Here is a 14,024-nt window from a genome sequence, read left to right on the forward strand (position 1 = left end):
TCCCATGTTTGCGGTACATTCGCGCCGTGCCCTGCTGCCACAATCGGCGGCTGGAGCAAAACGGAGTTGTATGGGTACCAGCGTGTTGATAGTTGAGGACGAGCCAGAATTCCTGCGGCGCTTTTCCGACGCGGTGATGGCAGAGCCTGCGCTGCAGCTGGCAGGGGCGGTGTCCACCGTGGCCGCTGCCCGCGCATTGATCGATGGGGTGGCGCCCCAAGTGGTGCTGACCGACCTGGGCCTGCCGGATGGCCATGGCATCGAGGTGATTCGGCACGCCATGGCCCGCAACCCACAGTGTGACGTGCTGGTGGTGACCATGTTCGGCGACGACGGCAATGTCATCGACAGCATTGCCGCCGGTGCCACTGGCTACCTGATGAAAGACGCCCTGCCCGAGCACATTGCCACGTCCATCCTGGAGGTGCGCGCGGGCGGCTCACCGATCAGCCCCGCCATCGCCCGCCGCGTGCTGCAGCGCTTTCGCGTCTCCCCTGCGGCTGCCGGCGCCACCGTGCAAGCGCCTGCGTCTGGCCCCGCGTCGCCGCAGCAGCAGACGCCGCTGTCACTGCGTGAAACCGAAATCCTCCGCCTCGTTGCCAAGGGCCTGAGTTTCAAGGATGTGGGTGAAATTTTGGCGATTTCCCCGCATACGGTAGTGACCCATGTCAAGCGGGTCTATCAGAAGCTGGCGGTTCATTCCCGAGGCGAGGCGGTCTATGAGGCGAACCAGCTGGGCCTGCTGTAGTTTCTGGCTGCTGTTGGCGCTGTGCGGCAACGCCAGCGCCCAGCCGCAGCACCCCGTCCGCCCGGCGACGGCGCAGGTTCTAGCGTCGGATTCCGCTACCCCACCGCCCCTGGATGCGGGCTGGCGCAGTGTCGCGCTGCCGCACGCAGAACCTGGCGCCGCCTGGTACCGGCTTGAATTCCAGGCGCCGGAACACCGCGCCGAATCCTGGGCGGTTTATCTGCCCTACTTCTACGCGGGCGGCGCGCTTTTTCTCAACGGCCGCCCACTGGCAGAGGTTGCGCAATCTGACGGCGACTCGGTCGTCCGCTGGGAGCGCCCCTTCCTGCTGCCCGTGCCTGATGCACTGCTCAATACTGGCGCAAACGAGCTTCTGATTCACGCGGCGGCCAGCGCTATCAGCCCCCTCGCCCGTTTGCCCGCGCTCAGCGTGGGGCCGCAGGCGCAGCAGCTTGCAGCTTATGAAAACCGGCGCTTCTGGGCGCGCACCATGCCGCAATTCACGGTGGTGGCCTGCATGCTGGTGGGGGTGCTGGTGCTGTTCATCTGGTGGCGCCGGCGGGAGGAACTGCTGTACGGCCTGTTCGGCCTGGCCGCACTGCTGTGGGGTGCACGCACCCTGACCTTCATCGTCGAGGTGCTTCCCGCCGCATGGTGGAGCCCGTGGCGGATGTTCTACCACAGCGCCACGGGCGGCTTCGTCATTGTGCTCATGATTTTTTCCATGCGGCTGGCTGGAGGTGCCCGCCCCCGGCTGGAGCGCGTATTGCTGGTCTACTGGCTTCTTGGCCCGCTGAGCTACGTGGCCGGCGGCGGCAGTGAAGTTCTGGCTGGGCGCGTCTGGGCCGCAGGCCTGATCCTGATCGGGATGGGCATGGTTGTTTTCAGCGCCTACGCCGCGTGGCGCCACCGCCAGCCATCCACCACGGCGCTGGGCCTTGGCTTGGCGGTTGCCGTGGCGGCTGGCATACACGACTACATGCTGGCCAACAACTCTCAGTGGTTGCAATCGGCAGTTGGGCACTGGGCCAGCCAGCGCTTTTTCCTGCTGCACTACGCCGCCGACCTGCTGCTGTTGATCATGGGTGGCATCTTGAGCGGGCGCTTCGTGAAGGCGTTGCAAGACCTTGAGCACCTCAATCGCACTCTGGAGTCGCGCGTGGCCGAGCGGGAGCAGGCCTTGGCGCTCAAGTACGAGCAGGTACACCGGCTTGAGAAGCAGCATGCCGCAGACGACGAGCGCCAGCGCATCATGCGTGACCTGCACGACGGCCTGGGCTCGCAGCTGTTTGTCACGTTATCGCGCGTGGACGCAGGAACCATAGCGCAGGACGGCATCTCACAGGCCCTGCGTGACTGCATTGCCGATATGCGGCTTGCGCTGGAAGCCATGAGCCCGGACGGCAACGACTTCCTCGAAGCCTGGAGCAACTTCCGCTTCCGATGGGAGCGTCAGTTGGAAATGGCCGGCCTGGCGTCCAGCTGGAAAGTGGAAACCCCGGACGGCGTGCTGGCCCTGGCGCCGAGCGCAAGCCTGCAGCTGCTGCGTATTGCCCAGGAAGCCCTGACCAACGTGCTGAAGCATGCCAGCGCAAAACATGTGCAAGTAAACCTGCTGGCGCAGGCTGGCGAGGTGCGTATGGAAGTGCAGGACAACGGCGCAGGCATGCCCGGCAGCGGCCGACCGGGGCGCGGACTGGACAACATGCGCTCGCGCGCCGCACGCCTGGGTGGCGGCATCGAGCTTGAGCCTGCCCACCCCGGCACCAGGCTGCGCCTGCAGTTTCCCCACGTTTATGCCCCCATCGCCTGAATCCACAACCCCGACGGAGAAATCAAGAATGAGCCAGATCGACCTGCAAATGACCGTGCTCGAAGACATCGAGCCGCCTGTCGAGCCCATCACCCTGCATGAACTCCCGAGCGGCGATTCGCCCGTCACCGGTGAGCTGACGGCCGGCGAAACCGTGAGGTGCACAGAACTCGACGATTTGTCCGGCTGCTGGGTAAAGGTGCAAGCCGAGGGCGGGCAGCACTGGTGCCATCTGCGTGACCTGGTGCCCACCGCAGCGGCCGGGCTGCCCTGGATGCCCGTGGCCCAGCGCCAGGTAGGCGTGAACAACAAGACTCACAAGGGCCGTATCGAAGAGTACATCCGCAGTGTGAGCAGCTCGCTTGCCCTGGACAAGGACTGGTGTGCCTGCTTTATGTACTGGTGCATGCTCCAGTGCAAGCAGCCGAAGGTGAAGTCAACTTTTGCAAAGAAATGGAAAATATGGAAGGGCGCGGCGTTGCGGACTGGCCCTGGCCGCATACCCAAAGACACCGAGCCCGGCGACATGGCCATCGGCGAGCGGCTGGTGGCAGGCGGTGAGCACGGCCACATCGCCTTCATCATCGACTGGAAGCTTCACCCGATCGATCCGCTCAAGGACAGACTGCTGCTGCTGGGCGGCAACCAGCGCATGGACCCGCGAGACCAGGATAAGAAGGGTCTCAAGAGCGTGCGCTACACCTGGTACCCGCGCGAGAACATAGAACCATACGGGAAATTTTTGTACACGCTGTATCAGCCGACGCTCACAAACGGCGACTGACAGGCAAGCTGGCGTCTAGGGGGTCGGCGTCCACTGACGGTCCGTACCGCGTTGCCAGTCCAACATAAAGGCGGTACCTGAATAACACGTCAAATCCCGTTTTTGGGGGATGGCAAGGTCGGGCTAGCGTGAAACCATCTGCGCATGGTAAACAGTGGCGCTACCGACCCAAGCAAGACAGTCTCAGCGAATAGCGTATGCAAGTCGTGCGGCATGCTGCTCGCCAGGGTATGCCTTTGCGTGGCGACCACCAGCTGTGCTTCCTCGTACACCGATGCCGATGGCGCGACCTATTACCTGGGCCTGGTCCGCCTCAAACCAATAACTGCCGCCCAAGGCCTGGACAGTCGAATCCATTCCATCAGCAGCGTGGGTCTGCGTGCGAATTCCGGGCTGTCGCTGGGTGTGCACCAGGAGTTGGCGGTTTCAATGCCGCCCGCATGCCGCGTCATCGTTTTCAATCAAGGCAGCGCAGCAAGCGCACTTTTTACGAAATCAATAACATCAGAAATCAAGGAGGGGATATGCGCAATCTCGGAAGCCGAATAGGCCTATTCATCGCGAGTGTGCTGCTTGGTGCCTGCGGGGCAATGCCGCAGCACAACAACACCGTGATCTTCTCCGTCAAGCGGGACATTGGCCTGGGGTTGGCAACACCGTCGGCCACAGATCCCGGGACATCGATCACGCTCGGCTACAGGGAAAGGCAGCTCGCCTGGGTGCCGGTGTGGGCTAACGGCGCAAATGGCCCTCTTCCTTGTGACCCGTCCTCGAAAAAAACCGTAACGACCGACCTGGCAACAGGCGAGCCGGTCAAGGGCCAAACTCAAACAACTGTGACGGATGCCTCGGGGTTTGAGCAAGTCAACTGCAACAAGGGTCCCAAACTGCTCGGCGACGGCGACACGTCCAAAGGCAACAAGAACAGTGGACAACGCTCCAGCGATTCGCACGACGCCCTATCAACTTTTGCCAGTTTTGGTGGCGACCTGGGTGCCAATGCAAGCGCTGATCGCAACGGCGGCGAAGTCCGGGGCCGTATCGCCAGCTTTTTCGCCACGGGAATAGCTGCGCAGTACCTCGCCAAGCAGACGGGCCTGGTCAGCAACGTGTTTGCCAACGGGAGTGTGAAGCCCGGCGACGGCGAAGACCCGTCCGAAGATCAGCTTGCACAGATCACGAAGTTCATCGCAATTGCGGAGGACCAAAACGCAAAATCCGACAAGGTGCTTGAGGCATGCGTGGTCGCGCTCGCAAAGCGAGCGGAAGTCAGCAATCAGGTCGCAACGGAGTTGAAGTCGATTTCTCGCGTCAGCGCCAAGGATTGGGTCGCCCAGTTTCACAAAAGACGGGGCACCTTTGAGAATGAACTGCCCTTTCTGAGTCGTGCCGCCGGACGGATGACCGATCAATTTAAAACCGAGACAGGCACGGAAGGCCGAGACAAAGTCAGAACCAAGCTCTGTTCAGTAACCTAACCCAGGGGCCAATCATGTCCACAACCGCCAGAATTCTTTTGTTAATCGTGTCCGCAGCATCCTTTTTTTCGACCAGCGCTGCGCACGCACAAGGCGAGAAGACGATCACCTTGAAGAATGGTGAAACCCGCCAACTCGCGCAGGTTGTTTTTCCTATACATCCTGATGCGATACAGCCCAAGTGGCCGAAGACAAAGGATCCGAGGCCCTGGTGCGTCTATGCCGTGTGCCTGCCGCTCGAGCGCGCGCGCGTGGTCGAGTTGCTGGGGCCGAGCGCCGTGCACTACCGGGTATACGACGGGGGGCATGGTGCGCTCTTCATAGGTAACACACAGGTGTCCGAAATCGTCAAAGTGGAGCGCCCCGCCATCAACGCTGCCCCCGGGCTGCTCAAGGAAACCCCGGTAGTTGGCTTGAAAACAGGCACCGCCGCTTCCGATCCGGCTATCTATTTGGGTGCGTGTTGGCCCCAAATGAGCCAATTGCCAGAAATGCCCTTAACCCGCGAGAAATTGATGAACCTCTTGGCGATGTTTGTCAGAACCGATACGGTGCACATTCTGTACAGGACTTGCTAAAGCTGCTCAGCTTCCGGTCACTCTGACGCGCAAGTGGCTACCCCACAACCAGGGCCGTGCGCCGCACCCGCCGCACATTGAAGGCGCTGGCGATCAGCACCCCCTGCATCATCGCCAAGCCAAGCAACACACCACGGTACTGGCCGTGGTCCATCATCAGGCCAAAGATCAGGGGCGATATGGCCTGCCCGATGTCCAGACCCGAATAGACAACGCCATAAACACGGCCCGAGGCATTTTCCGGCGTCGAGCGTTTGACCAGCAGGTCCCGTGACGGCCCGGCGATGCCAGAGGCAAACCCCATGGCGCCAAACAGCACCGGCACCATCCACGCGGACAGGCTGGCCAGTGCCAGCAGCAGCGCCATGACCGCCGCCACACCAAAACCGGCACCGACAATGCGCTCGCACTTTGCCGTGTCTGAAGCCAGAAATCCGCCCAACACCATGCCGCTTGCACTGCACACCATGTATATCGTCAGGCACATCGCCACCAGCCCCAGCGGCACCGCATGCAGCTGGCGCGCCGCCTCTGGCGCAAAAGCCTGCACGACGCTGAGCACAATCGCGTACCAGAAGAAAAACGCAAAACACATCCACACGGCGGGGATTTTCAGAAAGTCCAGCGAGTTGTCGACCGCAGCAACGCCTTTGACACTGGGGGCCACGGGGAGCGCCAGTTTGTCCCGCTGCAGCAGCAGCACGGCCAACACGGCAAAGGCCAGCACACCAGCGGCTGCCAGGGCCACCCGCCAGGAGTACGCAAAGGTCAGCGGTACCACCAGGGCTGGCGCCAGTGCCCATCCCAGGCTGCCGGTAATGCCGTGCACACTGTAGGCGTGGCCCAGCCGGGGCCCGCTGACCTTGCGATTAAGCAATGTGTAGTCCACCGGGTGAAACACGCCGTTGCCCATGCCGGCCAGCGCTGCAAAACCCGCCAGCATCCAGTAGCTGGTACTGAGCGAATAACCAAAGGCCGCGATACCGATCAGGCTGAGCCCGGCAAACAGGATGGGACCGGGGCCAAAGCGATCTACCCAAAACCCCGACACAGCCTGCACCGCGCAGGACACGACAAAGAAGATGGTCATCAAAAAGCCGAGTTGCGCATAACTCACCGCAAACTCGTCCTTGAGCCAGGGAAACAGCGGCGCCAGCAACAACTGGCTGAAGTGGCTGATCATGTGGGCCAGCCCCACCAGGCCGATCACGCCGGCGTCCTGGCGCAGGCTCACGGGGTTGAGGGGCGGCGGATTCAGGGTGCTGGTCAGGCTCATGGCGCTATCGTAATATCGGGCCTCGTTTCCTAAATGCGACAGAAAGACATGATTTGGCGAATTTCGGTCAAATCAGCACCATGCCTCGCCCTGCCTCGCGCACCTCTTTGCCCATGCTGTCGGTGGATGGCATAGACGCCTTCATACCCTCGCGCCAGCGCCCGGTGCGTGTGCGCGCGCGCAGCCTCCCTGCCGATACCCACTTCGAGCCGCACCGCCACAGCTGGGCGCAACTGGCCTACTGCGCCAGCGGCATCCTGCAGGTGACAGCAGCCACTCCAGATGAGGTGACCTACATCGTGCCGCCCTCGCGCGCGGTGTGGATTGCACCGGGAGCGTTACACGCCATCAACGTGCTGGAGGCCGCCGACTTCCGTACGCTTTATATCCACGCCAACTCCACACCTGCAGGCTGGCCGGGTTGCCGCGTCATTGTGGTGTCGCCGCTGCTGCGGGAAATGGTGCTTGCACTTGACGCGCACGACGGCCCCGGCCTGAGCGCGGCGCGTGAAGCCATGCTCAGCGGCCTGCTGATCGACGAGATCACCCAAGCCAACACCCAACCGCTGGGTGTGCCCATGCCGCACGCAGCGCATGGCGACAAGCGCCTGCGTGCCTTGTGCGAGGCGGTGCTACGCGCACCGTCCGAGCGCGCCACCCTGGCCGAATGGTCAGCCGGCATGGGCGCCAGCGAGCGCACCATGGCGCGCCTGTTTCGCGATGAACTCGGCACCAGCTACCAGCAGTGGCGCCAGCAGGCCATCCTGGCGCATGCCCTGCCGCTGCTGGCGCGCGGAACGCCAGTCAGCCAGGTCGCAGCTGCCAGCGGCTACGCCAGCGACAGCGCGTTTTCAGCGATGTTCAAGGCCGCCATGGGCCAGTCGCCGAGCTATTTTCAGAATAAAAACGGACTCTGATTTCGCAGGAGCCCCTCCCAGCGAGGCGCAATTCGATCCATCACCTCACCCAAGAATTTCAACCGTCTCGCCATCCTGCGGAATTCGCAGATGTGACATCACGCCCGCGCTTGTGGCTGCGGCAGCCAGTTCCTTGCGTTTGACGGGGCAATGACTGATCGCTTCGAGGTGGTTGGCAATCACCAAGCCTTGCGACGATTGCACGAGTTGCGTGAAGGCAATGACCTCCTCCACACCCATGATGATCTCCTGCCCCATATCAAAACTTGCGCCGCCTGCGGGCACCACAGACACCCCGGGTTGGCGGTCAGTCACAAACGAGCGAATCCCGGGGGTCAAGATCGTGTCGCCGGCCAGGTACAGGCTGGGTTCGCCCGGTAGATCGATCAGATAACCTACGCCGTGCTCCATCAGCTTGCCGATCCAGCCCTCGCCATGGGTGCATCGCACGGTGCGAATGGTGCCGCCCAGAAACGGGCTGGGGCGGTTGTGATCGGCCGGCAGAGGCTGCGCGTTCAAGCCACGCTGGCGCAAATACCCCGCATCGTGCAGCGTGCAGATCACGGGAATCTGTTTTTCTCGCAGCCAGCGTTTGCCGGCCCGGTCGAGGTGGTCAAAGTGCCCTTTCTGGCAATGGGTGATCAGGCAGTGCGTGATCGACTCGAGCGCCGCCTCGGCCTGCGCCGGTAGCTCGACGGTCGGGTTGCGCTCGCGCTTGCCGTCCAGCAGGCGTAGCGGCGGCAAGGCGTGCCGAGTAGCCAGCATCGGGTCAACCAGAATGCGGTGGTCTCCACTCTGCACGATGACGGTGGCATTGCGCAACTGGGTGATTTTCATGTTCAGGTTTTCACAAACGTGGGGATTCAGAAAGGCGCTTTGAGCGACTCGATGCGCTGCGGCGCGGCTTGCTCAAAGGCGCGCACCATGGCCTGCGCGGCAGCCGGCGCGCTGTCTGGCGTGCCGTTGCCAAACGGTGGTGCGGGGTAATACTCAATGCCCAGCTGAAGGGTGACAGCAATATCTTTACCAGCGATCAAGCCCGCCAGATAAAGACCTGCATCAATGCTGGCAGACACCCCCGCACCTGTCACCAGCTTGCCGTCACGCTGATACCGCGTTTTGCATACCTTGGCACCAAAGGCCGCCACCTGCTCACGCGCAAACCAGTTGGTGGTGACTTCTTTTCCGGTGATGACGCCGGCCGCGCCCAGCAGCTCCACCCCATTGCAAATGCCCACCGTCCACGTCGATGACGCGTGCAGGCGCCGAATGGTTTCCAGCAGCGCGGCATTGTTCAGGCCCTTGGCCACACCCGGACCACCGGGCACATACAAGATGTCGGTGGTCAGGGTTTCGTCAAACCTGCGGTAAGCGTGCAAGGCCAGGCGACGCGTGTCGGCAGTCACCAGCCCAGTCGCATCGGCCACCAGCTCGGTTTCCACTCCGGGCAGATTCGCCAACACTTCGTAACCCCCCACCACATCGAGTGCGGTGAAACCGTCAAATAGCAAAATAGAGAGACGCATGCTGTTTCCTTTGGTTGATGACACAGATTGTCAAAGGGGTGCGCTCTGGCGTACCATGGCGATATTGACTGTTTTATGTGCTATTTCGCCAAGTATTTATTCCACCCATGACAAAAAAAAAGAAACCGCTGCGCATCGCCATCCTTGCTTATGAGGCTTGCATGGGCACAGAGATTTTTGGCTTGGTCGATGTACTGTTGATTGCCAGCCACCTGGCGGGCCACATGGAAAAAGCGCCGGGGGTCAGCACCCCACAGCCGTTTGATGTGCAGGTGGTCGGGATGGCGGGGCGCACCGTCACAGTGGCCGGCGGCGTTGCGGTAGGCGTCAAACAGCCCCGACGCGTCTTTGACCTGCTGGTCGTTCCCGGGCCGGAAGTCAGCCGCCAGGGCGCGTGGGACGCCAGGCTAGCCCCGCTGTCACGCGAGCTGGCCTTTATTAAAAAAAGCTTTGCCCGCGGCACACCCGTGGCTTCGGTGTGTGCGGGTACTTTTTTGCTTGGCGAAGCCGGCCTGCTGGCGGACCGCAAAGTCACCACCGCCTGGATTTTTGCCAAAGACCTGGCCCAGCGTTACCCGGCGGCAAAAGTGGATGCCGAAGCGGTTCTGGTGGAAGACGGAGCCGTCACCACCACCGGCGCGGTCACCTCGGTGTTTGACCTAGCCATCCATATTGTCAAACGCACCCTCGGCGCGCGGGTAGCCACCGCCACGGCCCGCGTTGCGCTGCTGCAAAACCCGCGCCTCAGCCAGGCGCCGTACGTGGACGCAGCGCTTGTACCTTCGGACATGCCCTCGTTCTCCCAGAGCGTGGCGCAATGGCTGGGTCAGCGGCTGTCCGAAACCTATAACTTGGAACGCCTGGCGCAGGCCTTTCACGTCAGCGCCCGCACCTTGCTGCGTCGAACCAAGGCAGAAACCGGTCACACGCCGCTGGCGCTGCTGCAGACTGCTCGGGTTGAAAAGGCCAAGCAGCTGCTGACCGGCACCACATGGAGCGTGGCACGCATCACCGAAAAAATTGGCTACACCGACGTAGCAACCTTCTCACGCCTGTTTGCCGGCCGGGTGGGGGAAACACCTGCCCGGTACCGGCGCCGGTAAGTGCTGCGCCGCGATCATGAGCTCATGAAGTTTGTCGGCACGATGAGCACGGTACGCAGCGCGGTGGGCCGCCATGGGCCAGTCGCCGAGTTGTTTTCAGAACAAGACCGGTCTGTGACTGGCGACGCTCAGGCGCGCGCCGACCGCCGCGCGGCCTGGCCCTTACCACGCTGCAGACTGGCGCTGACCAGCGCCGCCGACAGCGTGACCAGCCACGAGTAATACACCCACACCAGGAAAGCCAACAGCGGCGCAAAGGCACCGTAAATCGTGCGGTAGCTTGGCATCTTCGCCAGGTAAATTCCAAACCCGTGTTTGCCGAGTTCAAAGGCCGCGCCGGCCAGCAAGCCGCCAACGATGGCATTACGCCAGCGTACGGCCGTGTGCGGCACAAAACGGAACAGGCAGGCGAAGCCGGCGATGCTCAGCAGCAGCTGGCCGAGGTTCAGTGCATGCGGCAGCCAGGGGCGCTCGCCCAGCATGCCACCGGACAGCGCAGAAAGATACGACGCAGCCCACAGGCTGGCACCAATGATCACCGGACCGGTCAGCAGCATGCCCAGGTAGAGCACCAGGCGCTGCAGCACGCTGCGCGGTTTCTTTACCTGCCAGATCCGGTTCAGCGTGTTCTCCACGCTCATCAGCAGCATCAAGGCCGACGCCAGCAGCAGCACAAAACCGAGTTGGGTGAGCCCGCCTGCATTGCCGGTGAACTGCGCTAGGTGCGTGAGCACAGTCCGCGCAATGTCCGCCGGCAGCAGGCCGCGCAGCAAATGCTCGCGCATGGACTCGCCCGCAGCACGCAGCACCGGCACGCGCGCGAACAGCGCAAAACTCACCGCCAGCAGCGGCACCAGCGAGACCATCACGGCAAAGGTGAGCCCGCCCGCGGCCTGGGTCAGGCGTTCTTCCCTGCCGCGTTTGAGGATCAGGCGCGGCAAGCTGGGCCGGGCTCGGTTGCTGGTGGTCATGTAGATATTTGAGGAAAAAGGCGTGACGCCGGCTTCTTTTCAGGCACGCCGTCTTGATACTGGCGTCAGGCCGCACGCTTTGAAAAAACTCACACGGGTTTCACCGGCGCTAAAAAAAAGACGCTTGCTGAAACCGCATTCCGGCGAGTATCTGTTCAACGCGCTGACTTGAAAGCGCGCCAATGCGCTCCCCCAGCCGGACCTTGTACAAGCAGGAAACCTGCGAAACGACAACCACGCTTTGCTTGCCCAGATTGCCCTCCCCCGGTTCCAGCAACACGTTCCCTGGTTCCCTGATTTTTCCCAGATTCGAACTCAGCGCGCAGACCACCACGGTGCTGATGCGGGAATGGTTCAGAACATCATCCTGAATGACGACATGAGGATGCGGCACCCCGGGAATCGACCCTCTGGATTCATCGGCTTCAACCCAGAAAAGATCGCCCCGGTTGGCCAATCGGGCTGGGTCGCGTTCACGGGCTTCAATTTCCCTATCCATCTATCTGGTTGACCTTTTCAGATTGCCCGCGACGAAAAGAACACGTTGGGACCATAGGCTGCGAGGATCAAAGCCATACAGATGCGGGATTACCTGACTATATCTTTTGAACCGGTACCCCTCTCCAGCATGCCAGCCTGCCGTTGCAGCTTGACTACACTGGCCTCATGAGTGCCCCGCCTCCACCTCCGCACATGCAGGACGAACTTGCCTGCCATTTCTGGAGCAGCGACACCCTGCGCAGCCGCAGTGTCAGTAATGTGATCCTATCCGGCGTCGTGCCTGTGCCCGCGCCGCCCGCCCTGCTGCTTGCAGACTGGGAGCGTGACATTGCGCAGCAGTTGCAACTCGAAGCCGGCGACGTTGAGCCTTTGCCCCTCGCACGGGCACGCGTACGCTGGCCGGACCACAAACACTGCGTGCAGGCGGTGGCTGACTGGACGCGCGGGCTGGGTTTGCAGGAGGTGCTGGCCGGCTCCGACGTCGCGCTAATGGCCTGCCGCGGCGCGAAGTACCACCATGACGGCGCGCAGTATGGCGGTGCTGCCTTTTGCAACCTGTTTCTGAGTGAAGACAAGGGGCTGGACCTGCACTTTCCGGCGCTGAACCGGCGCCTGCCGTTGACACGTGGCACGGTGGTGATCTTTGACACCGGTCAGCCGCACGCGGTGATCAAACGCAGCGGCAGCGGTTTTGACGCGGCCGACTTCCTGCCCGGCACGGACTGCAGCCAGGTCTTCCTGAGCTGGGAGTTGCCCATCGATGACACCTTTGTCGCACACTCACTCGGCATCCGTTTCGACGTCGACCCGGCGACGGCAGCGCGGCTGATCGATGGCCAGCTCTGCCGGAAGGCCTTGCCTGCCGCGGTCTGCGCCTCATCGGGACGTTGGGCTGAGGCAGATTGACTTCCGGCGTGCTTGCCAGCTGTTTAGCACCATAACGGCCTTTAGCCCTTTTCTGGCAAGGGCGATAAGCTATCAAAACAATAGCAAGTTCAGCGGTTTTGACCCTCCGGGTGCGGCACGACGACCGCATGGCTATCATGGCCAGATGAACTTCAAGCACGGCATATTCACCCACCTGCGGCCCCGGCAACTGGCCACGGTCTTCGGGGTATTCAGCCTGCTGGCGCCGGGCCTCCCCCTGCAGGCCCAGACGCCCCCACCAGACAACCCCACCTTGCTGCGCGCGATCAATGCCGTGCGTGACCAGGGCTGCGGCTCGGGTCCGGCGAGTTCACCCGCCTTGCGGGAAAGCGCGGCCCTGTCTCGCGCAGCAGTCATGATTTCGGGCGGCGCTCAGCTCGATGACGCCATCCACGCCGCCGGTTATCGCCCCGCCCGCGCGGCGCAGCTCATTGTGGGTGGCATCAGCGGTGCAGACGCGTTAGCCCCCCGGGTGCTGGGCAAATCCTGCCCAGCCGTGATGCCGCCCCATTTTCTGGAAGCCGGCTTTCACCAGCGGGGCAGCCTGACCTGGGTGGTACTGGCCGAGCCTTTCGTGGCGCCGCAGGCCTCGGAAGGCCAACAGATCGAAGCGCGCATCCTGGAACTTGTCAACACCGCACGCGCCAAGCCTCGGCGCTGCGGCGACCAGCCCTTTCCAGCGGTGCCGCCGCTGATGTCGCACACACTGCTGACCGGACTTGCCGCCAGCCACGCCGCCGACATGGCACGCCACAACTACTTCAGCCATACCGCGCGGGATGGCAGCACCGTCGATGTGCGTGCCACCCGTGCCGGCTACCGCTGGCGCAACATCGGCGAAAACATCGCCGCCGGCCAGCTGACCGCCGACCACGCCGTTCAGGCCTGGCTGGACAGCCCAGGCCACTGCGCCAACGTCATGGCGCCGAATTTTGAAGCAATGGGTGCGGCTTTTGCGGTGAACCCGCAGACCAAGCCCGGGGTGTACTGGGCGCAGGTGTTTGGATCGGGGCGGTAGACCACTAGTTTGGATTTGTGTTGCTATGGAAAGTCTGCAGCCTTCTTCAATAAACATTTATGAGGCTACCTGCAAGAACTACCAGAAGGCGCCGCAACCAATGAATTCCCTCTACTCGGTGTTCATGACTCGAAGAAAAGTCTTGCCGAGTGGTGAGACCTCATACGCAACACCCCATGCCGGCGCGGTGTCTCCAGTCATTTGCCGAACAAGTCCGGCAGACTGCAGATTCTCCTTATATGGCTGGGGTGCACCATCCTGAATCGCCCCGGGAATTGAGGAGGCTCCAACCTTTGAGAAGATGGAGCCATGAAGAAATCAAACAAGTTTTCCCCCGAAGTACGCGAACGCGCGGTCCGTATGGTGCAGGAGCACCGAGGCGAG

General features: G+C 62.3%; 14 protein-coding genes. 9 read left to right on the forward strand and 5 right to left on the reverse strand.

Annotation, left to right across the window (positions count from 1 at the left end; genetic code table 11):
• The first annotated feature begins 70 nt into the window (after positions 1-70).
• The 5 genes from H0W47_RS11825 (at position 71) to H0W47_RS11845 (ending at position 5,401) form a co-directional block, all read left to right on the forward strand.
• Positions 71-748 (forward strand): response regulator transcription factor, encoded by a 678-nt coding sequence (locus H0W47_RS11825; protein WP_296924544.1) that lies wholly within the window; start codon positions 71-73, stop codon positions 746-748.
• Positions 720-2,561 (forward strand): ATP-binding protein, encoded by a 1,842-nt coding sequence (locus tag H0W47_RS11830; RefSeq protein ID WP_296924546.1) that lies wholly within the window; start codon positions 720-722, stop codon positions 2,559-2,561. The genes H0W47_RS11825 and H0W47_RS11830 overlap by 29 nt, the downstream gene beginning before the upstream one ends.
• 28 nt (positions 2,562-2,589) lie before the next feature.
• Positions 2,590-3,345, forward strand: coding sequence for an SH3 domain-containing C40 family peptidase (locus tag H0W47_RS11835; RefSeq protein ID WP_296924548.1), 756 nt, complete (start codon positions 2,590-2,592; stop codon positions 3,343-3,345).
• Between the two features lie 440 nt (positions 3,346-3,785).
• A complete protein-coding gene (locus tag H0W47_RS11840; RefSeq protein WP_296924551.1) occupies positions 3,786-4,823 on the forward strand; it encodes a hypothetical protein in 1,038 nt (345 codons plus the stop codon).
• Positions 4,824-4,837: 14 nt separating this feature from the next.
• Positions 4,838-5,401, forward strand: a complete 564-nt coding sequence (locus tag H0W47_RS11845; RefSeq protein ID WP_296924552.1) for a hypothetical protein — start codon at positions 4,838-4,840, stop codon at positions 5,399-5,401.
• 37 nt (positions 5,402-5,438) lie between these two features.
• On the opposite strand, the gene H0W47_RS11850 is transcribed toward H0W47_RS11845, so the two are convergent.
• Positions 5,439-6,677: an MFS transporter gene (locus tag H0W47_RS11850; protein ID WP_296924554.1), complete on the reverse strand. Its 1,239-nt coding sequence runs from the start codon at positions 6,675-6,677 to the stop codon at positions 5,439-5,441.
• A gap of 80 nt (positions 6,678-6,757) precedes the next feature.
• On the opposite strand from H0W47_RS11850, the gene H0W47_RS11855 reads away from it, so the two are divergent.
• Positions 6,758-7,594: a helix-turn-helix domain-containing protein gene (locus H0W47_RS11855; RefSeq protein ID WP_296924556.1), complete on the forward strand. Its 837-nt coding sequence runs from the start codon at positions 6,758-6,760 to the stop codon at positions 7,592-7,594.
• Between the two features lie 45 nt (positions 7,595-7,639).
• On the opposite strand, the gene H0W47_RS11860 is transcribed toward H0W47_RS11855, so the two are convergent.
• Positions 7,640-8,431 carry an MBL fold metallo-hydrolase gene (locus H0W47_RS11860; RefSeq protein ID WP_296924558.1) on the reverse strand — a complete coding sequence of 264 codons (792 nt, stop codon included), beginning with the start codon at positions 8,429-8,431 and terminating at the stop codon, positions 7,640-7,642.
• Between the two features lie 26 nt (positions 8,432-8,457).
• On the reverse strand, positions 8,458-9,120 hold the full coding sequence (locus H0W47_RS11865) for a DJ-1/PfpI family protein (protein ID WP_296924560.1): 663 nt from the start codon (positions 9,118-9,120) through the stop codon (positions 8,458-8,460).
• Positions 9,121-9,227: 107 nt separating this feature from the next.
• On the opposite strand from H0W47_RS11865, the gene H0W47_RS11870 reads away from it, so the two are divergent.
• Positions 9,228-10,223, forward strand: coding sequence for a GlxA family transcriptional regulator (locus H0W47_RS11870; RefSeq protein WP_296924562.1), 996 nt, complete (start codon positions 9,228-9,230; stop codon positions 10,221-10,223).
• 128 nt (positions 10,224-10,351) lie between these two features.
• On the opposite strand, the gene H0W47_RS11875 is transcribed toward H0W47_RS11870, so the two are convergent.
• Both H0W47_RS11875 and H0W47_RS11880 read right to left on the reverse strand, forming a co-directional pair.
• Positions 10,352-11,194 carry a YhjD/YihY/BrkB family envelope integrity protein gene (locus tag H0W47_RS11875; protein WP_296924563.1) on the reverse strand — a complete coding sequence of 281 codons (843 nt, stop codon included), beginning with the start codon at positions 11,192-11,194 and terminating at the stop codon, positions 10,352-10,354.
• A gap of 109 nt (positions 11,195-11,303) precedes the next feature.
• The gene (locus tag H0W47_RS11880) at positions 11,304-11,693 is read right to left on the reverse strand and encodes a type II toxin-antitoxin system PemK/MazF family toxin (protein ID WP_296924565.1); all 390 of its coding nucleotides are present in this window, start codon (positions 11,691-11,693) and stop codon (positions 11,304-11,306) included.
• A 167-nt stretch (positions 11,694-11,860) separates the two neighbouring features.
• On the opposite strand from H0W47_RS11880, the gene H0W47_RS11885 reads away from it, so the two are divergent.
• Together H0W47_RS11885 and H0W47_RS11890 are read left to right on the forward strand one after the other, a co-directional pair.
• Positions 11,861-12,601: a hypothetical protein gene (locus H0W47_RS11885; RefSeq protein WP_296924567.1), complete on the forward strand. Its 741-nt coding sequence runs from the start codon at positions 11,861-11,863 to the stop codon at positions 12,599-12,601.
• Between the two features lie 145 nt (positions 12,602-12,746).
• Positions 12,747-13,640, forward strand: a complete 894-nt coding sequence (locus H0W47_RS11890; protein WP_296924569.1) for a CAP domain-containing protein — start codon at positions 12,747-12,749, stop codon at positions 13,638-13,640.
• The last annotated feature ends 384 nt before the right edge of the window (positions 13,641-14,024 follow it).

This window comes from Polaromonas sp. (assembly GCF_013817205.1).
In the GTDB taxonomy this organism is placed as follows: Bacteria; Pseudomonadota; Gammaproteobacteria; order Burkholderiales; family Burkholderiaceae_C; genus Polaromonas.